The organism is Erythrobacter sp. JB1-7, from assembly GCF_057365015.1.
Genome location: NZ_CP200291.1, coordinates 898904 through 917951, shown reverse-complemented (window position 1 = coordinate 917951; position 19048 = coordinate 898904). Strand labels below are relative to the sequence as shown.

General features: G+C 56.7%; 30 protein-coding genes. 14 read left to right on the top strand and 16 right to left on the bottom strand.

Features of this window, described 5'->3' with window-relative positions; genetic code table 11:
* Nucleotides 1-21 precede the first annotated feature (21 nt).
* The 3 genes from leuD to leuC are packed head-to-tail and all read right to left on the bottom strand — an operon-like array spanning nt 22 to nt 2303.
* The gene (leuD, locus tag AC0V6W_RS04650) at nt 22-624 is read right to left on the bottom strand and encodes a 3-isopropylmalate dehydratase small subunit (RefSeq protein WP_486147628.1); all 603 of its coding nucleotides are present in this window, start codon (nt 622-624) and stop codon (nt 22-24) included.
* Nucleotides 624-827, bottom strand: a complete 204-nt coding sequence (locus AC0V6W_RS04645) for an isopropylmalate isomerase (protein ID WP_486147626.1) — start codon at nt 825-827, stop codon at nt 624-626. The genes leuD and AC0V6W_RS04645 overlap by 1 nt, the downstream gene beginning before the upstream one ends.
* A gap of 48 nt (nt 828-875) precedes the next feature.
* Complete coding sequence (leuC, locus tag AC0V6W_RS04640) at nt 876-2303, bottom strand: 3-isopropylmalate dehydratase large subunit (RefSeq protein WP_486147624.1); 1428 nt, start codon at nt 2301-2303, stop codon at nt 876-878.
* Between the two features lie 226 nt (nt 2304-2529).
* Here leuC and AC0V6W_RS04635 point away from each other — a divergent pair, with 226 nt between their 5' ends.
* The 4 genes from AC0V6W_RS04635 (at nt 2530) to AC0V6W_RS04620 (ending at nt 4643) form a co-directional block, all read left to right on the top strand.
* A complete protein-coding gene (locus AC0V6W_RS04635) occupies nt 2530-2931 on the top strand; it encodes an acyl-CoA thioesterase (RefSeq protein WP_486147622.1) in 402 nt (133 codons plus the stop codon).
* Nucleotides 2932-2997: 66 nt separating this feature from the next.
* Nucleotides 2998-3789 (top strand): fatty acid desaturase, encoded by a 792-nt coding sequence (locus AC0V6W_RS04630; RefSeq protein WP_486147620.1) that lies wholly within the window; start codon nt 2998-3000, stop codon nt 3787-3789.
* Nucleotides 3786-4286 carry a sterol desaturase family protein gene (locus tag AC0V6W_RS04625; protein ID WP_486147618.1) on the top strand — a complete coding sequence of 167 codons (501 nt, stop codon included), beginning with the start codon at nt 3786-3788 and terminating at the stop codon, nt 4284-4286. Before AC0V6W_RS04630 ends, AC0V6W_RS04625 begins: the two co-directional genes overlap by 4 nt.
* Nucleotides 4287-4292: 6 nt before the next feature.
* Entirely contained in the window at nt 4293-4643 is a 351-nt protein-coding gene (locus AC0V6W_RS04620) for a hypothetical protein (protein ID WP_486147616.1), read from the top strand.
* Between the two features lie 42 nt (nt 4644-4685).
* Here the strand turns inward: AC0V6W_RS04620 and AC0V6W_RS04615 are convergent, their stop codons facing one another.
* Genes AC0V6W_RS04615 through AC0V6W_RS04555 form a run of 13 tightly spaced genes read right to left on the bottom strand, consistent with a single transcriptional unit; the run spans nt 4686 to nt 9516 of the window.
* Nucleotides 4686-5093, bottom strand: a complete 408-nt coding sequence (locus tag AC0V6W_RS04615; protein ID WP_486147614.1) for a SufE family protein — start codon at nt 5091-5093, stop codon at nt 4686-4688.
* Between the two features lie 53 nt (nt 5094-5146).
* Complete coding sequence (locus AC0V6W_RS04610; RefSeq protein ID WP_486147612.1) at nt 5147-5392, bottom strand: hypothetical protein; 246 nt, start codon at nt 5390-5392, stop codon at nt 5147-5149.
* Nucleotides 5389-5703 carry a hypothetical protein gene (locus tag AC0V6W_RS04605; protein ID WP_486147610.1) on the bottom strand — a complete coding sequence of 105 codons (315 nt, stop codon included), beginning with the start codon at nt 5701-5703 and terminating at the stop codon, nt 5389-5391. The genes AC0V6W_RS04610 and AC0V6W_RS04605 overlap by 4 nt, the downstream gene beginning before the upstream one ends.
* Nucleotides 5703-6017, bottom strand: coding sequence for a hypothetical protein (locus AC0V6W_RS04600; RefSeq protein ID WP_486147608.1), 315 nt, complete (start codon nt 6015-6017; stop codon nt 5703-5705). The genes AC0V6W_RS04605 and AC0V6W_RS04600 overlap by 1 nt, the downstream gene beginning before the upstream one ends.
* On the bottom strand, nt 6017-6295 hold the full coding sequence (locus AC0V6W_RS04595) for a hypothetical protein (protein ID WP_486147606.1): 279 nt from the start codon (nt 6293-6295) through the stop codon (nt 6017-6019). The genes AC0V6W_RS04600 and AC0V6W_RS04595 overlap by 1 nt, the downstream gene beginning before the upstream one ends.
* Nucleotides 6295-6675, bottom strand: coding sequence for a hypothetical protein (locus AC0V6W_RS04590; protein ID WP_486147604.1), 381 nt, complete (start codon nt 6673-6675; stop codon nt 6295-6297). The genes AC0V6W_RS04595 and AC0V6W_RS04590 overlap by 1 nt, the downstream gene beginning before the upstream one ends.
* Entirely contained in the window at nt 6672-7019 is a 348-nt protein-coding gene (locus AC0V6W_RS04585; RefSeq protein ID WP_486151465.1) for a hypothetical protein, read from the bottom strand. The genes AC0V6W_RS04590 and AC0V6W_RS04585 overlap by 4 nt, the downstream gene beginning before the upstream one ends.
* Nucleotides 7019-7333: a hypothetical protein gene (locus AC0V6W_RS04580; RefSeq protein WP_486147602.1), complete on the bottom strand. Its 315-nt coding sequence runs from the start codon at nt 7331-7333 to the stop codon at nt 7019-7021. The genes AC0V6W_RS04585 and AC0V6W_RS04580 overlap by 1 nt, the downstream gene beginning before the upstream one ends.
* Nucleotides 7334-7359: 26 nt before the next feature.
* On the bottom strand, nt 7360-7626 hold the full coding sequence (locus AC0V6W_RS04575) for a hypothetical protein (protein WP_486147600.1): 267 nt from the start codon (nt 7624-7626) through the stop codon (nt 7360-7362).
* Nucleotides 7627-7651: 25 nt separating this feature from the next.
* On the bottom strand, nt 7652-8029 hold the full coding sequence (pspC, locus tag AC0V6W_RS04570) for an envelope stress response membrane protein PspC (protein ID WP_486147598.1): 378 nt from the start codon (nt 8027-8029) through the stop codon (nt 7652-7654).
* Nucleotides 8026-8328 (bottom strand): envelope stress response membrane protein PspB, encoded by a 303-nt coding sequence (pspB, locus tag AC0V6W_RS04565; RefSeq protein WP_486147596.1) that lies wholly within the window; start codon nt 8326-8328, stop codon nt 8026-8028. The genes pspC and pspB overlap by 4 nt, the downstream gene beginning before the upstream one ends.
* 3 nt (nt 8329-8331) lie before the next feature.
* A complete protein-coding gene (gene pspA / locus AC0V6W_RS04560; protein ID WP_486147594.1) occupies nt 8332-9285 on the bottom strand; it encodes a phage shock protein PspA in 954 nt (317 codons plus the stop codon).
* Nucleotides 9286-9297: 12 nt separating this feature from the next.
* On the bottom strand, nt 9298-9516 hold the full coding sequence (locus AC0V6W_RS04555) for a hypothetical protein (protein WP_486147592.1): 219 nt from the start codon (nt 9514-9516) through the stop codon (nt 9298-9300).
* A 192-nt stretch (nt 9517-9708) separates the two neighbouring features.
* On the opposite strand from AC0V6W_RS04555, the gene pspF reads away from it, so the two are divergent.
* The 10 genes from pspF (at nt 9709) to AC0V6W_RS04505 (ending at nt 19046) form a co-directional block, all read left to right on the top strand.
* Nucleotides 9709-10764: a phage shock protein operon transcriptional activator gene (gene pspF / locus AC0V6W_RS04550; RefSeq protein ID WP_486147590.1), complete on the top strand. Its 1056-nt coding sequence runs from the start codon at nt 9709-9711 to the stop codon at nt 10762-10764.
* A 154-nt stretch (nt 10765-10918) separates the two neighbouring features.
* On the top strand, nt 10919-11203 hold the full coding sequence (locus AC0V6W_RS04545; protein WP_486147588.1) for a hypothetical protein: 285 nt from the start codon (nt 10919-10921) through the stop codon (nt 11201-11203).
* Nucleotides 11204-11308: 105 nt separating this feature from the next.
* Nucleotides 11309-11740, top strand: a complete 432-nt coding sequence (locus AC0V6W_RS04540) for a PilZ domain-containing protein (protein ID WP_486147586.1) — start codon at nt 11309-11311, stop codon at nt 11738-11740.
* 185 nt (nt 11741-11925) lie between these two features.
* Nucleotides 11926-12504: a ribosome maturation protein RimP gene (gene rimP / locus AC0V6W_RS04535; RefSeq protein WP_486147584.1), complete on the top strand. Its 579-nt coding sequence runs from the start codon at nt 11926-11928 to the stop codon at nt 12502-12504.
* Entirely contained in the window at nt 12504-14150 is a 1647-nt protein-coding gene (gene nusA / locus AC0V6W_RS04530) for a transcription termination factor NusA (RefSeq protein WP_486147582.1), read from the top strand. The genes rimP and nusA overlap by 1 nt, the downstream gene beginning before the upstream one ends.
* Nucleotides 14131-14895: a DUF448 domain-containing protein gene (locus tag AC0V6W_RS04525; RefSeq protein WP_486147580.1), complete on the top strand. Its 765-nt coding sequence runs from the start codon at nt 14131-14133 to the stop codon at nt 14893-14895. The genes nusA and AC0V6W_RS04525 overlap by 20 nt, the downstream gene beginning before the upstream one ends.
* A gap of 45 nt (nt 14896-14940) precedes the next feature.
* Nucleotides 14941-17481 carry a translation initiation factor IF-2 gene (gene infB, locus AC0V6W_RS04520; protein ID WP_486147578.1) on the top strand — a complete coding sequence of 847 codons (2541 nt, stop codon included), beginning with the start codon at nt 14941-14943 and terminating at the stop codon, nt 17479-17481.
* 136 nt (nt 17482-17617) lie between these two features.
* Complete coding sequence (locus AC0V6W_RS04515) at nt 17618-18046, top strand: PaaI family thioesterase (protein WP_486147576.1); 429 nt, start codon at nt 17618-17620, stop codon at nt 18044-18046.
* Nucleotides 18043-18498, top strand: a complete 456-nt coding sequence (locus tag AC0V6W_RS04510) for a PaaI family thioesterase (RefSeq protein ID WP_486147574.1) — start codon at nt 18043-18045, stop codon at nt 18496-18498. The genes AC0V6W_RS04515 and AC0V6W_RS04510 overlap by 4 nt, the downstream gene beginning before the upstream one ends.
* Nucleotides 18495-19046 carry a DUF1697 domain-containing protein gene (locus AC0V6W_RS04505; protein WP_486147572.1) on the top strand — a complete coding sequence of 184 codons (552 nt, stop codon included), beginning with the start codon at nt 18495-18497 and terminating at the stop codon, nt 19044-19046. The genes AC0V6W_RS04510 and AC0V6W_RS04505 overlap by 4 nt, the downstream gene beginning before the upstream one ends.
* Nucleotides 19047-19048: the final 2 nt, after the last annotated feature.

Genomic DNA, 19048 nt, shown 5'->3' with positions numbered 1-19048 from the left:
GATGTCTCTCCCAGTGGAATTTCAGATCGCGGTGCCGCGCGTCATCCAGCTTTGACTGGATGCTCGGCGCATTTCATATGCGCTGATCGCTTGCCCGCGTTCCATGGTGAGTGCAACCTCATCAAGCCCGCCAAGCAGGCAGTGTTTGCGAAAAGGGTCGATTTCAAAGCAAAAGCGGTCCTGAAATTGGGTCGTAACGGTCTGCGCCTCTAGGTCGATATGGATCGGATCGCCAGCTTTTGCCACTTCCATCAGACGGTCAATCGCCGATTGATTGAGCACCACGGGAAGGATGCCGTTTTTCACCGCATTGCCTGAGAAAATGTCGGAAAAGCTGGGTGCGACAACCACGCGGATGCCCATATCGCCAATCGCCCAGGCCGCGTGTTCGCGGCTTGAGCCGCAACCGAAATTGTCGCCTGCAATCAGGATTGGCGCGCCTGCAAAAGCTGGATCATCGAACACATTATCAGGATCATTGGCGCGAATGGTTTCAAACGCGCCTTTGCCAAGCCCTTCGCGCGTGATCGTTTTGAGCCATTTCGACGCGATGATGACATCTGTGTCGATGTTCTTGGCGCCAAAGGGGATGGCGTTGCCTGATACGGTTGAAAGCGGTTCCATCAATCAGTCTCGGGTTTCTCGCCGGATGGCACGGTTTTGGGCGGTTCCTCCGCGCCCGCCTTTTTGGAGCGCCGGTTCACGTAAAGCAAAGCAGCAGCAATCGCAGCGGATCCAATGGTCGCAGCCGCACCTATAGCCGCGTTGCGGGCCGTGGTGGATTTGTTTGAGGATTGGGGTTCGTCGTCAGAGGTTTTGTCAGTCATGCCATTCTCAATGCGGTGCGTTTATTCCGAATACAAGGCGGCATGCGGTTAAAGTGTGCGCACATCGGTCAGCCTGCCTGCAACAGCGGCTGCGGCGGCCATGGCGGGAGACACCAGATGTGTGCGCGCGCCTGGCCCCTGCCGGCCTACAAAATTGCGGTTTGAAGTTGAGGCGCAGCGTTCGCCTGCGGGAATTTTATCAGGGTTCATGCCAAGACATGCCGAGCAGCCCGGCTCGCGCCATTCAAAACCTGCTTCGGTGAAGATTTTATCCAGACCTTCCTCTTCAGCCTGACGTTTCACCAGTCCCGATCCCGGCACTACAATCGCCCAGCGGACAGTGTCTGCCTTTTTGCGACCCTTAAGCACTTCGGCTGCGCTGCGAAGATCTTCGATACGGCTGTTGGTGCAACTGCCGATAAAGATGTTTTCAATTGCGATTTCAGTGACGGGCGTGCCTGCTTCAAGCCCCATATAGTCGAGGCTTTTTTGCGCAGCAGTTTGCTTGGTTTCGTCCGCAAAGCTGGACGGCGAAGGGACCGCCCCGCCAACCGGCACGACATCTTCGGGACTGGTGCCCCATGTCACAGTCGGCGCAATCTGCGCCGCATCGATAACCACCGATTTGTCGAAAACGGCACCAGGATCGGAGTGTAGCGTTTTCCAATACGCCACTGCCTCTTCCCAGTCGGCACCTTGCGGGGCCATGGGGCGGCCTTTGAGATAAGCAAATACGGTTTCATCGGGTGCGATCAACCCAGCACGCGCGCCGGCCTCAATACTCATATTGCACACGGTCAGACGCTGCTCGACGCTCATTTGTTCAAACACCGGTCCGCGATATTCGATGACATAGCCTGTGCCGCCAGCAGCGCCGATCTCGCCAATGATATGAAGGATAAGATCTTTGGCTGTAACGCCGGGGCCAAGCGTTCCTTCAACGCGCACTTCCATGGATTTGGACTTTTGCAGCAGCAAAGTTTGTGTGGCGAGCACATGCTCAACTTCGCTTGTGCCGATACCAAAAGCGAGCGCGCCAAGGCCGCCATGCGATGCCGTGTGCGAATCCCCGCATACTATTGTGGTTCCGGGCAGCGAAAAGCCCTGCTCCGGCCCAACCACGTGCACAATTCCCTGCTCTGCGTCAGCATCACCGATATAGCGAATGCCAAAGGCAGGCGCATTGCGTTCAAGCGCTTCCAATTGCAGCGCGCTTTGCGGGTCAGCGATCGGCACCCGCGCGCCTGAAGCATTTCGCCGTGCGGTCGTGGGCAGGTTGTGATCGGGAACAGCAAGCGTGAGTTCCGGGCGGCGCACGGGGCGGCCCGCAAGGCGCAGTGCGTCGAACGCTTGCGGACTGGTCACCTCATGCACCAGATGCCTGTCAATATAGATCAAGGATGTGCCATCATCGCGGGTTTCCACGATGTGAGCATCCCAGATTTTTTCGTAAAGTGTGCGTGGCTGCTTAGTCATGGCATTGCGCTAATCCGGTGCCGCTAGCCTTGCAAGGCTTGGCGATCAGAATTGACCGCGTGGCAGATTCTCTTGTGATTTGAAGCAAGCGTGGACGCGCAAGAAATGATGCCTTGCCATGCCCTAACGGAACCCGCGTCATTTTGGCCACGATTGGGCTTAAATCCGCTCCAATACCCACCCTATGCGGGTTGGATTTTAAGGTGTTTGGGAATATGTAATCCGCATGCCCGCCGCGTCCCATATACACCCGATTAACATCATCCCTGAAGACATTGATTTCATGGGGCATGTGAACAATGCACGTTATCTAAACTGGGTGCAGGATGCGGTGCTTTCGCATTGGAACAAACTGGCTCCTGCCGATGATGTCGCGTCCAAAGCCTGGGTCGCGTTGAAGCATGAAATTACCTACCGCAAGCCAGCCTTTCTTGACGATGATGTGATCGCGCAAACCGTGCTGGAACGGTATAATGGTGCGCGCGCATTTTATCACACGGTGATCCGCCGCGGCGAGGATGTGCTGGCCGAGGTTCAATCAAGCTGGTGCTGCATTGATGCAGAGACATTGCGCCCGGCGCGCATCGGCGAACATCTGCGCGAGTTTTTCTTCCCCGAAGGCGAATGATCCAGCGCTAAGGCAAATGCCGCTCTGTACGCACCCTTACTGGCACGGTATGCGTATATCCAGCAGATGACCCAAGGTTTCACTCTCCCGCCTCGCAGCACCCAGCGCGTGCTTGGACTGGCGCTGGCCGCTATGATCGCGGGCTCTTGGTTGGGCATTCACTTTTACGCGATGTTCGTGTTCGAGCTGAGCTGGTCGAGCTGGCCATTCGCACTTCTCATGGCGACCTTGCAGATATGGCTTTCAGTGGGAGTTTTCATTGTCTGTCATGATGCGATGCATGGCACCCTTGCGCCGGGCAGGCCGCGGATCAATGCCGCGATCGGCGCTGTTCTTTTGATGCTATATGCCGGGTTTAACTGGCGCACTTTGCGCGATGCCCATTTCACGCATCACAAATTGTCAGGCCATGCAGGCGATCCCGATTTTGACGAGAGCAATCCGGGGCATTTTCTCAGATGGTATTGGACGTTCTTCAAACGCTATTTCGGGTGGCAATCCTTAGTGTTCGTGCACACAGTGGTGGCGATCTATCTGTTTGTCTTTGATATTTCGTTCCTGAAAATTTTCGTGCTGTATGGAGCGCCAGCGCTGTTGTCCTCGCTCCAGCTGTTCTATTTCGGCACCTACCGCCCGCACCATCAGGCAGAGGGGCACCCCTTTGCTGACAAGCACAATGCGCGCAGCAATGATTTTGGCGTTTTGGCGAGCCTCTTCACCTGTTTCCATTTTGGCTATCACCTCGAACATCACCGCAAACCCGATGTACCTTGGTGGGCTCTTCCCGCTGCGAAAAGGGCAGGGGTGGGAGCTGTCTTGGAAAGCTCTGCCGATGCGAGTAAAGAGGCCGCAGCATGACGTGGTTTGAAGTGTTCCTCACTGTAATGTCCTCCCTTATCGGGATGGAGCTGTTTGCGTGGTGGGCGCACAAATACATCATGCATGGCTGGGGCTGGGGGTGGCACCGCGACCATCACGAACCGCACGATCATGTGTTTGAGAAGAACGATCTGTTCGCCGTCGTCTTCGGCACGATCAATGCAGCGATGTATATCTACGGCTCGCTCTATTGGGATTGGCTGTGGTGGTTTGCTGTCGGCATCACGTTGTACGGTGTGATCTACACGCTCGTTCATGATGGACTGGTGCATCAGCGCTATTGGAAATGGGTCCCGAAAAAGGGATATGCGAAACGCCTAGTGCAGGCGCACAAGCTGCATCACGCCACTATCGGCAAAGAAGGCGGGGTCAGCTTTGGTTTCGTCTTCGCGCGCGATCCGCAGGTCTTGAAGAAAGAGCTGAAACAGCAGCGTGAGGCAGGTGTGGCCGTGGTGCGCGAAAGCGCAAGCGGGTGAAATCAGATGACAGACCCGCACAATATTAGCGGTCGGTGGACCGGGACCTTCAAATTCTTCGCTTCACAAGATATCGGGGAATGGCCTTTTAAAGCCAGGCTCGCAGTCAATGGTGACCGGGTGACTGGCATCGTTGTTGAACCCCACTTGAGCGGCAATGGGGACATAAAGGCCGAGCTCAAAGGCGCTGTAGATGGCCGATCTATAAGCTTTTCAAAGCGCTATAAATCCGAAAGCGAAGATTATATGCGCGAAGTTCAATATGATGGATTGGCCGCAGATGATGGGTTGTCAATCACAGGCACTTGGAGACATTCCGACAATAGCGGCGAGTTTAGAATGGAAAAAATTCTCTAGGCAAACAATTGCTTGGGCAAGTTGCCAGGATACAGACTTGCCTTAGTCTGCCGCCAGCCGCGCAGCATGTTCTTTCACCAGCGCAATCATATTGGGCACGCCTTGGGTGCGATTGCTTGATAGCTGGCTTTTCAAATCAAACGGTTTGAGCGCAGCAACCACGTCCATTTCTGCCACTTCGTCTGCGGGCCTATCTTGGACGGCTGCGATAACCAGCGCGACGATCCCTTTGGTGATCGCGGCATTGCTGTCTGCGAGGAAGTGGAGTTTGTCGGTTTGCTCGGCCGGGTATACCCATACAGCCGCCGAACACCCGCGCACCAAAGTCGCATCGGTTTTAAGCGCATCGGGCATATCTTCCAGATCGCGGCCAAGCTCGATCAGCAGGCGGTATCGTTCATCGCCTTCGAGAAAATCATATTCTTCGAAGATGTCTTCAAGAGTTCGCATGCGCCGCCATGTAGGGGGCGCAAATGCATTTGCCTAGCTTGGCGGCTTAAGAATTAAAGCTCAACCCCGCTGGCAATCGCTTCGAGTTTTTTGATGCGCTCTTTGAGGTCAGCAAGCTCGATCCGCGCGGCTCCCACCCCGGTATTGCGTTCGATCTCGCGGCCTGAGGCATGTCCATCACGCGCCATCTCTTCGCGCTTCAGGTCAAGCCAACCCTGCCAAGCGCGCAGCAGACAAACCGACAGCAAAGCCAGTCCCAGCAAGCTGGCGGCAGAGATTGTGATAACCGGGTCCATCATTTGTCTATGTCCTCCGTCTTGGTGGAAGAGCGCCGGGCAATATCGCCGCGCAGGGATTCAATTTCAGCAGCAATGCGCTGGGCTTTGCGTGCTTCTGCACTGTTTTCAGATGTCGCGATGCGTTCGAGCACTTGCACCCGTTCACGCAAAGCTGCGAGCTCTTCTGCTTCAACCGCCTCATCGTTGTCGCTGGCGGTCTGATACAGCGCATGCTCTAGATGCTCGATCCGGTCGATCAGCCGATTGCTGCGCCCACGCTCGCGAAAATAGAGCGCGACAAAAACAAGCAGGGGGATGAACAGCCAATACATTACGCTGGATCTCTCGCGATTGCCTGTTCCGGGTCTTTGTCGCGCAAAGCTTCGATCTCGCTCGCGATGCGGGCCTGTTCGCGGGCATCGAGCGTGTTGTTATCGGTTGCTATGCGTTCGAGCACTTTGACCCGTTCGCGCAGGGCTTCAATCTCGCGGCGCGCGTCTTCGATTGCGTGCTGGTTGTCGGCTGGCTGCACCTGAGCCAGGCTCTCATTGCCATCTTCATCCGTAACAATCCCGGCGCGCGCTTTGGCCACCTGAACTCCGCCCCAAATGAGGATGGCAATAACAACGACAAATTCCCAACCCATCAGTTCAAACTCCCTTGCCTGTGTTCATCGCGCAAAGCTTCAATTTCATCGGCCAAGCCAATTGATCGGTCCGTCGCGATGCGTTCGAGCACGCGCACGCGTTCTTCGAGATCAGTATTGGCTTCGAGATCAGCATTGGCCGCGCTATCAATAGCTTTGCGGCTCGCTTTGGATTTGCCGCGCTTCATCGCGATAAAAACCGCGCCGCCTGTAAGAGCCACTGCCAAGCCGACCATCTGGATCGCGTCGAACATCAATTGGGTGTCAGGTCCAAACATTACGCGCTGCCTTCATCCTTGCGGTGTTCCAGAGCGCGGTCGCGCACGGAAACTCTGAGCGCATCAATTTCACTGCTGAGCGTGTAGCCGCCATCGGTCACGATCCGCTCGACATTGGCGAGCCGGTCTTTTATCGATCCGACTTCCGCGCGCAATTCGGCGTTTTCCTGCGTAAGCAGAGTGATGCGCTGCTTTGCTTCGTTATCGGTTGTGGGCTTCAAGGATTGGCCCCACATGCCTTCGAGCGGATAGCCGTGCTTTATCTTTAGCCGGGTGGTGTGGATCCACCCAAAGGTTCCCGCCGCACCCACCGCGAGCGCACCGGCGATAATCCAGGGAAGGTGCGGAATAATGGTTGCTGCTGCATCCACGCCGCTCATGACTGAGTTTCCTTCTTATTGAGGTTCAAAGGCACGCCGTTATCGGTTTGCTTGGCTGGCACATCGCGCAGGGCTTCGATTTCATCTGAAAGACTATAACCACGGTCCGTCACGATCTTCTCGAGCACAACCATCCGGTCCTGCATGGAATCGAGCTTGTCATTCAGTTCGCGATTTTCAGCCTTCAGGCGCTGGTTTTCTTGGGTGTCGGTCTTTTCTGTTTTGCCGCCCCATTCGTCTTCAAGGGCATAGCCATGACGAGCGCGGATCCAGTTGTTGATGATCCACCCGCCCATGCTCAGAGCGATAATCCCCATGACAAATTCAGGGCTACCAAAATCCATCACGCTTTCTCCGTTGAGCCGATATTGAGAGGTATGCCAGAGCCGCTTTCTTCGACTTCTTTGATATCGCGCAAAGCCTCGATTTGCGTTGCGACATCATATCCGCGATCGGTGACGATGCGTTCGAGCACCTGGACACGGTCTTCGAGCTTGCCGACTTGCGCGGCGTATTGAGCAGCCTTTTCAGCGGTGTTGTTGGCTAACGATTCTGATTGAACCTTAGCGAGCTTTTCTTTGTGGTTCGTCCAAACTCCAAAGAAACCCAATAAAATACCCAGTATCGGTATCATCACACCAAAATATTCAATTCCCATCGGTTCAGTCCCTCAAGTTCGTGTGATTACCGTAAGTTTTCGATTTCCCGCGCGGTGCGTTCGGCGGGATCGGTGGCGATCCTTTCGAGCACTGCGATGCGGTCTTTCATGTGGTCGATTGTTTCTTTCAGCTCTGAATTTTCAGATGTGAGCTGGTGGCTTTCGCCGGCGTGCTTGAATTTCAGCTCGGCCATTTCCTTGCGGTGATCGAGGATGGTGTGAACCACGCCCCAGATGGCTGATCCTCCGAAAGTAAGGAGCATGATGCCAGCGCCAATCATCCAACCTTCCATAAAATGTCTCCTAAACCTTGGCCGATTACCGCAGCCGCTCGATTTCGGCGGTCAGACGAGTGTTGGTGTTGACGTAATGCGTCTCCACATCGGCCAGCCTGCGGTCGATATCGCGGAACCGGGCACGGATTTCGCGGGCGGTGCGTTTCGGACTTTGACGCACACCTTGCCAGTATTTTGCTTCCGCTTTGTCAGTGTAAAGGTGCGGCGGCTTATCTTTCAAAATGAACGCGGCAATAATGTAGGCCGGGATAGTTGCGAAAGACGTCGCAAAAGACAGAGCGACCATGCCGACGCGAACCCAAAACCGGCTAACCCCGGTGTATTCTGCAATCCCTGCACAAATGCCGAGAAACTTTGCATGGTGTTTGTCGCGGTAAAGAGTGGTGCGAGGGGTGTTCACGCGCTGGTTCCTTTCTTTTCGGCCATCATCTGCTCAAGTTCGCGCAGTTGCTGGTTGTCACTTTCCTGATCGGCCTGTAGGCGCTTGACGGGGCTATAGGTAGGGTCGTCTACGGCAACGAGCCGCTCGACAGTGTCCATCCGCTCATCAAGGCGTTTGGCGAGGTTATAGAGTTCTTCCAGCAGCACTTCGTCATCGGTCGTGATGGAGCCGCCAGTTTTCCATTTGGTGACATAGTGCAGGATTAGCCAAGGAAGGCCGATGAAAATCGCTGGAATTACGATGATTGCTTCACTCATGATTTACTCTCCTTTCGCATCAGGTTTGCCGAGCGCTTTTTTCATCGCGGCAAGTTCATCATCAATCGCATCGGCCCCTTCGAGAGCGGCGATTTCGTCGGAAAGTGACGGCGTTTTACCCTCAGCAATACCCATCGCATCGGCGCGGCCTTCGGCATAATCGACCCGGCGTTCGAGCTGGTCGAATTTCGACAACGCTTCATCGGTGCGTTCCGTGCTCATCAACGTGCGCAGTTTCACGCGGTTTTCCGCGCTTTCCAGCCGCGCCGCGATTTGCGTCTGGCGGCTGCGTGCCTCGCGCAGGCGATGTTGCAATTTCTGGATGTCTTCTTCGTAAGCGCGCAAAGCATCATCAAGCACCGCGATTTCGGCGCGCAATTGATCGCCCATGCCGCTGGCCTTTTTCTTTTCAACCAGAGCCGCGCGGGCCAGATCTTCGCGTTCTTTGGACAGGGCAAGCTGCGCTTTATCGGCCCAGTCAGCCTCCAGCTTATCCAGCTTCACCACATGGCGATGCATTTCTTTCTGGTCAGCAATGGTGCGCGCCGCACTTGCGCGAACTTCAACGAGTGTTTCCTCCATTTCGAGGATGATCATCCGGATCATCTTCGAAGGATCATCCGCTTTATCCAGCATGTCGTTGAAATTGGCAGCGATAATATCGCGAGTGCGGCTAAAAATGCCCATAAAGGCTACTCCATCTAGAAACGGGTTGGTGCGGGTCTCGCGCTTTTCAGTTTCGCGGGACTCGCGTGAATATGCCCTGTTAGATTGCGTCGGAGTGGGGCTGGTGCGCAAGGCTTCTATTTCGTCATCCAATCTTGAAGAGCGTTTGAACGGGGTCAGTTCAGTGCTGGTGGGGTGGGCCGAAGCGGTGTCGCTTGATGCGAAAGATGCGGGGTCACCTTTGGCATCGCGCTTCGGCCCTGTGGGGTTGGGGGTGGACGGTTTGGTCATTGCAGCGCTCGCTTACGCGATTTCGATCAGTGCGGGGGTGTCCGCTTGCTGGTGGAACAAGGCGGCATCGGCACTGCCCGGCATGGCTTCGGCATGAACTTGCGAGGACAGGATCACCATCGCGGACATCGCGGCAATGCTGGCAAGCGATGCGGCGCCCAATTTGCTCGACCAAAAGCTGGCTGGCTTTGCTGTATTTGGTCCAGTGTCTTGTGTCGTGCGAGTTTGCATGGAATGGCCCCTTGGTTGAATGGTTGCGCCCTTGCGGGCTTCTCCCACCACTGTGCAACCGGCGTGCCAAACTTGAAAAACCCCTGAATTCCGCCAGTTTTGAGCCAACCCTCGGTCATCATATTGGTTTCCATTGCCAAGCATTGGGGTTTTTCACTATAGGTTGGTGTGTAACGCGAATTGGGGTGAAGAATGGAGCGCGAAAACCAGTTTATTGGCCAATCTGGCGCGTTCCTTGATGCGGTTGAGCGCGCCAGCCGCGCTGCCCCGATGAGCCGGCCCGTGCTAGTTATCGGCGAGCGCGGGACCGGCAAGGAATTGATTGCAGAACGTCTTCACCGCCTGTCCGCGCGCTGGGGTGAGCCCTTGGTCACGATGAATTGCGCGGCTTTGCCTGAAACTTTGATTGAGGCCGAATTGTTCGGCCATGAAGCGGGCGCGTTCACAGGCGCGACCAAAGCGCGCGCGGGCCGGTTTGAAGAAGCTGATCAGGGGACATTGTTCCTTGATGAACTGGGCACATTGTCGATGGGCGCGCAGGAGCGCTTGCTGCGGGCGGTTGAATATGGCGAGGTCACACGGATCGGCGCATCGCGCCCGGTTCGCGTTGATGTGCGCATTGTTGCGGCCACCAATGATGATTTGCCCGCTTTGGCCAAAAGCGGCGAATTTCGCGCGGACCTGCTTGACCGATTAAGCTTTGAAGTCATCACCTTGCCGCCTTTGCGCGTGCGCGAAGGGGATGTGGCAGTGCTGGCCGAATATTTCGGGCGGCGCATGGCGGCAGAGCTTGATTGGCACGGCTGGCCGGGATTTGCACCCCACGTCAACGCTCAGCTTGAGGATTACGCCTGGCCCGGCAATGTGCGCGAATTAAGAAATGTGGTCGAGCGCGCGGTCTATCGCTGGGATGATTTTGATAGCCCTATTGCGCATGTCCAATTTGACCCGTTTGACAGCCCATGGAAACCGGCTGCTCCATCGCACAGGCGTTCTGAACATGCTTCTGCGGCGAGTGCACTCAGCGTTGACAATTCGGCCCAAGCGCCTCCAGCGGCTTTGGATTTTGAGCAGATCGATGACCTGCGCGCTGCGGTGGAAGGGCATGAACGCGCAATAGTCGAACACGCATTGGGTAAGCATCGCTGGAACCAACGCCAGACCGCGAAGGCATTGGGGCTTTCCTACGATCAGCTGCGTCACGCGATCAAGAAGCATGGCCTGATGGAAGAAGCCAGCGAAGATTAGCGTTCACAATCAACCGGGATTTTGTTTTTGGGGGTCACGGCCGGTTCCTAACCGCTTGTTTACACATCGCGGTGTAGCAAATTTCCCAGGGTATTGTGGTGATACGTAAGACTGGGGAATATCCGTGCGACTTCTTTTTGATTTGCTGGACAATATGACCAACACGGTTCGGGTCATCGTTGGTCTATTTGTCCTGTGCATGTTTGGTTTTGGCCTGATGATGACGCTGGGCGCAACTTACGTTGCTCCCACATCTATAGAAGGCATGGCCGAAAAAGCGATTGAGGCTAATGAACGCCAGATGCAGGCGGCGGTTGAAGCGAACCGCGACAGGGAATTGGCAAAAGACGGCTGGGGCTATGGTTCTGGCGGCGAAGCTGACGGTGCTGAACAAAGCGCTCGCGCAGGTCGCAGAGGCGATGGCTGGGGCAGTGAATAAGGTTTGGTGCGCTAAGGCCAGGCTCGCGGGCCTCGCTGGTCCACGTAGAAACGCTTATCCGCTTGCCGGGCTGCGCTAACCATTACGCTTTATGGCCCTGCAACTATGCCTGGGTCAGCCAATCCCGATTGCGAACCGGAAAGCACATCATCTGGTCAGCCCTTTACCGGGCGGCGCGGCGCGGCGCGCTTGCGGTTGTCGCTGCCCGCGCGCTTGCAAACCATGTATGATACTAGGCGCTGCGTGCTTCTTGATCTGTCCCGGACGGGCGCACAGCTTGGAGTTGAAAAGCCCTTGCGCAACGGCGAAAGCGCCATTCTGGAACTGGCTGTCCCTGATTTTCGCGATATAGATCAGTTTGGCACCGTTGTCAGACAATCAGAAAGCGATACGGGCAAGCTGATTGGTCTGAAATTCGAAACGCCTTTGAGGGACGCGGATATTCTGGCTGTCCGGCGCCTGCACGATAACTATGCTGCCGATAAACGGCAAAGCCTGCGAGCAGAGGTGCGCGCCTGGGTCTCTGGCGCAGGATAGCCTCACTGGCTTGCCGGTTTGTTTTGCTTTCGCTCTTGAAAGGCTTGCAAACTTCGTAGGATGCTTCTAATTGAGCGTCATCCCGACATTGTCGATACAAATTCTGTAACGCTGGCGCCGTAAGGGGCCGGCCATCAATTGCTTTTGTATCACTGGTGTCGCATTGTGTTTCTACGAAGGTGCCTGTGACCGATCTTACGCGCTTGATTGAACTGGTGGAGCCTGAAGCGAAAGCTTTGGGCTTTGATCTGGTGCGCGTGCAGATGATGCAGTCCGAAGCGGGTGAGGGCGGGCAGGCTTTACAGATAATGGCCGAAGACCCTGCAACGGGCCAACTGGTGATCGAACAATGCGCTGAATTGTCGCGCCGCGTCTCTGAGCTGATCGACACGCGCGAAGAAGCGGGCGAAATGCTGGTTGAAGGCGCGTATCATCTGGAGGTATCATCACCCGGTATTGATCGCCCGTTGACCCGCGAAAAAGACTTTGCCCAATGGTCCGGTCACGAAGCGCGCATCGTTATGCAAAAGGGCTGGACGGGCGAGGCCAGCGATAAGCGCGTGTTCAAAGGCGAATTGCACGGCATAAAAGACGGCGTGGTTTCGCTGGATGATGCCAAGACGGGCGCGGTGACGCTGCCGCAAAATCTTATTCACAGCGCCAAACTGGTTTTGACCGACCGGCTGATCGCTGCGACAAAGCCGCTTGATACAAGCGGCGCTGATACAATCGAAGAAGACACTCAAGAAAAGGCAGACAACTGATGGCCAGTGCCATTTCCGCCAACAAGGCAGAATTGCTAGCAATTGCAAACTCGGTGGCATCCGAGAAAATGATCGACAAATCGATCGTTATCGAAGCCATGGAAGAAGCGATCCAGAAATCCGCGCGCAACCGTTATGGCGCGGAGAACGACATTCGTGCAAAGCTTGATCCGCAAACGGGCGATCTGACCTTGTGGCGCGTGGTTGAAGTGGTCGAAGAGGTTGAGGATTACTTCAAGCAGGTTGACCTGAAAGCCGCGCAAAAATTGCAGAATGGCGCCGCGATTGGCGATTTTATCGTTGATCCGTTGCCGCCGGTTGATCTGGGCCGCATTGACGCGCAGTCCGCCAAACAGGTGATCTTCCAAAAGGTCCGCGATGCAGAGCGTGAGCGCCAGTTTGAAGAGTTTAAGGACCGGGCAGGCGAGATTATCACCGGTGTCATCAAATCGGTCGAATTCGGCCATGTCATTGTAAACCTTGGCCGCGCCGAAGGGGTGATCCGCCGCGATCAGCAAATCCCTCGCGAAGCTGCACGTGTGGGTGAACGGGTGCGCGCTCTTATCACCAAGGTTGAGCGCAACAATCGCGGTCCGCAAATCTTCCTGAGCCGCGCTGCGCCTGATTTCATGCGCAAATTGTTCGCGCAGGAAGTGCCCGAAATTTACGACGGCATTATCGAGATTAAAGCTGCGGCTCGCGATCCGGGAAGCCGGGCAAAAATCGGTGTTATCTCTCACGATTCCAGCATTGATCCGGTTGGGGCCTGCGTGGGGATGAAAGGCAGCCGCGTTCAGGCAGTCGTCCAGGAATTGCAGGGCGAAAAGATCGACATCATCCCATGGTCGGATGACGCAGCGACCTTTATCGTCAACGCATTGCAGCCTGCCACGGTTGCGCGGGTTGTCCTTGATGAAGACGATGGCCGCATCGAAGTGGTGGTTCCTGATGATCAGCTTTCGCTTGCCATTGGCCGGCGCGGTCAGAACGTCAGGCTGGCAAGCCAGCTGACGAGCAATCAGATCGACATCATGACCGAAGAGGAAGCTTCGGAAAAACGCTCCAAGGAATTTGCCGAGCGTTCCAAGATGTTTGAAGAAGAGCTCGACGTGGATGAAACCCTGTCGCAGTTGCTGGTGGCAGAAGGCTTCGCGATGCTCGAAGAGGTTGCCTATGTCGAATTGGCGGAACTGGCCGCCATCGAAGGTTTCGATGAAGAGCTGGCCGAAGAATTGCAAAGCCGCGCAAGCGAGGCGATTGAGCGCGCTGAAGAGGGCCACCGGACAGTCCGGCGCGAACTGGGCGTTGAAGATGACCTTGCAACCATGCCGCACCTTACCGAAGCGATGCTGGTGGTGCTGGGCAAAGCGGGGATCAAAACTCTCGATGATCTGGCCGATCTTGCGACCGATGAATTGATCGCCAAGAAACGCGAAGCGCCCAAGCGCCGCAACAACAATCCCGATGGCCCGCCAATGCGCCGCCCGCAGCGTGAGCAGGACAAAGGCGGCGTGCTGGGCGAATACGGTTTGACCGAAGAGCAGGGCAACGAGATCATCATGGCTGCCCGCGCGCACTGGTTCGAAGATGAGGAGCCCGCAAGCGCTCCCGCTGAGGAGGCCGCCAATGCGGACTCCACCCAATGAGCGCGTAACGTCCGCCATCGCTGAGACAAAAGGCACTCGCGCTTCTGCGAGCGAGAGGCGCTGTGTGCTGTCGGGTAAGACCGGCCTGCGCGCCGATCTGGTGCGGCTCGCCATTTCGCCGATTGATGAAAAGGGCGAATGCCATGTGCTGCCCGACCCATCCGGCAAAGCGCCGGGACGCGGGGCATGGATTGCGCCTGACAGAAAGGCACTTGAAGCGGCGATGGCTGATGGCCACCTTAAACGGGCGTTGATGCGCGCCTTCAAAGGCGGGCCAAAAGACGCCAGCTTGACGATCCCTGACGATTTGCCGGACCGCGTCAATGCCGCATTGCGCCGCAGCCTGACCGCAAGGCTTGGTCTGGAATGGCGCGCGGGCACTTTGGTTCTGGGCTCGGCCCGGATCGAAGAACAGGCCCGAACCGGGCGCATTGCGCTGCTTGCTCACGCCTGTGATGCCAGCGAAGATGGGCGCAAACGGCTTGATCAGGCATGGCGCGTGGGCAGCGATGCGGAAGGTTCCGGCAAGCGCGGGGCAACCTTGCCACTGGACCGGGCCAGCCTGTCTGTGGCATTGGGCCGCAAGAACACCGTCCATCTGGGCGTTGCAGGCCATGCGGGCGACATGCGCGCAGCAGGCCGGGTGGGTCAGGCGATTGATCGTCTGGCGAAGTTTACAAGCGGCGATATGCCCGCTTTTGAAGGATCGAACACGGGCGCATCATGCGCCACGCCCGCTGAATGATCGGCGGGGGCAAATTGTTATATTTGAAGGGCTTTTGAGCACATAATGAGCGACGAACCAGAAAAACGCACACGCAAACCACTGGGCCTTAAACGCGCGGTTGATGCTGGCGAGGTCAAGCAGACCTTTAGCCATGGCCGCACCAATAAGGTGGCTGTGGAAGTGAAGCGGCGGCGCAAGCTCACCAAGCCGGGCGAAACCCCCGCGCCCGAAGCCGCGCCCGCTCCAGCGCCTGAACCCGCGCCCGCGCCAGCCCCCGCGCCTGCTCCGGCGGCCAAAAAGCCTGCGCCTGCCAAAAAAGCGCCCGCTGGCGAAACTCCGCAGGAACGCGTTGCCCGTATGCAGCGCGAGGCGGAAGAACAGCGCCTTCAGCAGCTCGCCGAGGATCGCAAGCGCGAAGATGCTAATGCGCGCAAAGCTGCCGAAGAAGAAAAGCGCCGGGCAGAAGACAACAAAAAGGCTGAAGCCGACGCGCAGAAACGCGCCAAAGAAGAAGCCGCTGCTGCTGCTGAAGCTGAAGAAGCCGAAGCGAAAGCCAGCGCTGATGCTCCGGCGGAAAAACCCGCTGCTGCTCCTGCCGCGCGCAAGTTCACACCGATTGCCCGGCCAGAGACCAAAAAGCCTGAAAAGAAAAAGAAAGAAGACAAGCGCCCCTCCAAGGATACAGGTGGCAGCAATGACAAACGCCGTTCTGGCAAGCTGACCGTATCGCGCGCACTCAACGAGGATGAAGGCCGCCGTGCGCGCAGTCTTGCAGCGCTGAAACGCGCGCGCGAAAAAGAGCGCCGGATGCAAGGCGGCGGATCATCCAAGCCGCGTGAAAAGCAAGTGCGCGATGTGATCGTGCCCGAAGCGATCACCGTTGGCGAACTGGCCAAACGCATGGGCGAGAAAGGCGCAGATCTCGTGAAAGAGCTGTTCAATCTCGACATGATGGTGACGGTCAACCAGACCATTGATCAGGACACGGCAGAATTGCTGGTCGAACAATTTGGCCACAATATCGAGAAAGTCTCAGAAGCCGATATCGATATCGTTGCCGAAGAGGATGTCGATCCCGAAGAAACGCTGAAACCGCGTCCGCCGGTCGTCACGATCATGGGCCATGTCGATCACGGCAAAACCTCGCTGCTGGATGCACTGCGCGGTGCCAATGTCACCAAAGGCGAAGCCGGCGGGATCACGCAGCATATTGGCAGCTATCAGGTGACCACCAAGGACAAGCAGACTATCACGTTCCTTGATACGCCCGGCCACGCAGCCTTCACCGAAATGCGCGCGCGCGGGGCGAATGTCACCGATATCGTCGTGCTGGTTGTTGCTGCCGATGATGGCATCATGCCGCAGACGATTGAGGCGATCAATCACACCAAATCGGCTGGCGTGCCCATGATCGTTGCGATCAACAAAATGGACAAGCCCGAGGCCAATCCGGACAATGTCCGCAACCGCTTGCTCGAGCACGAGGTGATCGTTGAGAAACTGTCTGGCGAAGTGCAGGATGTTGAAATTTCCGCGATCAAGAAAACGGGCCTTGATGAACTGCTCGAAAAGATCGCTTTGCAGGCTGAACTGCTCGAATTGAAAGCGAACCCGGACCGCGACGCCGATGCGACCGTAATTGAGGCGCAATTGGACAAAGGCCGCGGCCCTGTTGCTACCGTGCTGATCACGCGCGGGACTTTGCAACGCGGTGATACCTTTGTCGTTGGCACCGAAAGCGGCCGTGTGCGCGCCATCGTTAACGATCAGGGCAAGCAGATCAAGAAAGCCGGACCATCGACCCCTGTCGAAGTTCTGGGCCTTGGCGGCGTGCCATCGGCCGGCGATCAGCTGACCGTGGTTGAAAACGAACAGCGCGCCCGCGAAGTTGCCTCCTATCGTCAGGAAAAAGCGACCGAGCAGCGCACGGCGCTTGCCCCGACCAGCTTTGATACGATGTTCGCAGGCCTTGCCTCCAACGTCATCGAATGGCCGGTCCTGGTCAAAGCGGACGTGCAAGGCAGCGTTGAGGCGATTGTCACCGCGCTCCACAACATTTCAACCGATGATATCAAAGTCCGCGTGCTGCATGCAGGCGTTGGCGCGATCACCGAAAGCGATGTGACGCTGGCAGCAGCATCAAATGCTCCGATCATCGGCTTTAATGTGCGGCCCAATCCCAAGGCGCGCGATCTGGTCAAGCGCGATGATGTGCGCATGATGTATTACGATGTGATCTATCACCTCACCGAAGAAGTCGCCAAAGAAATGGCCGGCGAGCTTGGCCCAGAACGGATTGAAACCGTGGTTGGCCGCGCTGAGGTCAAAGAGGTGTTCAAATCGGGCAAGAAGGACAAGGCCGCTGGCCTGCTCGTCACCGAAGGCGTTATCCGCAAAGGCCTGTTCGCACGCCTCACGCGCGAGGATGTCATCGTATCGGCCACCACCATCGCATCCTTGCGGCGGTTCAAGGACGATGTGGACGAGGTCCGCTCGGGCCTAGAATGCGGCGTTGTGCTGGAAGATACGAACGACATCAAACCGGGCGACAGCTTGGAGGTGTTTGAGGTTGAAGAGCGTGAGCGCACGATTGAGGTTGGGTAATCGAAGTCCCCTCCCGCTTGCGGGAGGTGCGGGAGTGAGAATGGGCTGAAAGGCCCCTTTTGCCAGCGATTGGGCCCGCTTATGCGAGCTAAGTATTGCTGCCTTTCCCGCAAATAGGGGGGTAAAGGGGTTTTGAATGACCAAATTCTGGGAAGGCCAACGTTCACCCTCTGCTGAGCTTATGGGCAGCGAATTTGTCGCTTTCGATGCAGGTAAATGCGAACTCACCACCCGGTTCACCCCGCCGGCCAGCTTCGCCTCTCCGCGCGGCGCGGTGCAGGGCGGACTAATCGCAGGGTTCCTCGATGAAGTGATGGGCGGTGCTTTGCTCGCTTCTAGCGAGGGGCATGAGGATGGCATGAAGCTGCCGCTCAATCTCGATATGAACCTGACTTTCCTTGCCATGGTCCCGCTTTCCCCGATCATCGCCAAAGGGCGCGTGGTAAAGACAGGGCGGCGCGTCGCTTTCCTCGAAGGTGAATTATATGACGAAGTCAGCGGCAAAATGCTCGCGCGCGCGACTTCCACGGCTTTGCCCACCCCTGTTCCAGAAGATGCCACATGAGCGACGATAAAAACGGCTTTCCCGGCCTCGCTATTGATAGCGTCATGGGCTCCCCGCATTCCGATACGCTCGGCGCAGAATTTGTGTCGTTCGAAGAGGAGACGGCCACAGCTACCATGCGCTTTACGGTCAAGGATCAGATGACCACGTGGCGCGGCGGGGTTCAGGGCGGATTGGTTGCAGGCTACCTCGATGATGTGATGGGCTATGCTTATGTCGCGGCGACGGGCGGGGAGCAGGCGCCGCTTAATCTTGAAATTTCCATGCAATTGCTGGGGCTTATCCCGCGCGGCGCTACCATTATCGGCAAGGGCCGGGTGGTGCGTGGCGGGCGGCGAGTGATCTTTCTCGAAGCGGAATTGCAAAGCGAAGAGGGCCAGGTCTTGGCCCGCGCAACCTCAACCGCAATCCCGACGATGCGGCCATCACCTGATGAGACGGGCATGGGATGATGCAGCGTTTCCTCGCGCTTCTCGGCAGTATCAATATTGGCGGCAACCGCGTCAAAATGGTCGATGTAAAGGCGGCTTTTGCCAATGCAGGATTTGGCGATGTGACCACAGTGGCGGCGAGCGGCAATGTCATCTTTGACAGCGCCAATGATCCCTCTTTGATCGAGCTCCAATTGGAAGATCTGATCGCGTCCTCCTTCGGCTTCAAATCCTGCGTAATGGTGCGCAGCCGCGAAGAGGTTGAGGCGGCGATTGAAGAAAACCCGTTTCATGGCACCGGCCCTGGCCATGGCAGTGACAAGATGGTCCACTCCATCTTCCTGAGCCAGCAACCAGAACAAAGCGCAGTGGACGCTCTGATCGAAGAACACCGCAGCAAGGGGAGCGAGCGGCTTGCTCTGGGTGACCGCGTGCTGTTTCTTGATTACGTGCACGGGGTCGGCGTATCGGATCTGTCGAACAAGGTTTTGGAGCGCCGGCTCAAATGCAAAGGGACCGCGCGCAATATGAATTCGCTGAAGAATATTCTTTCAAAGATGGACACATAAAA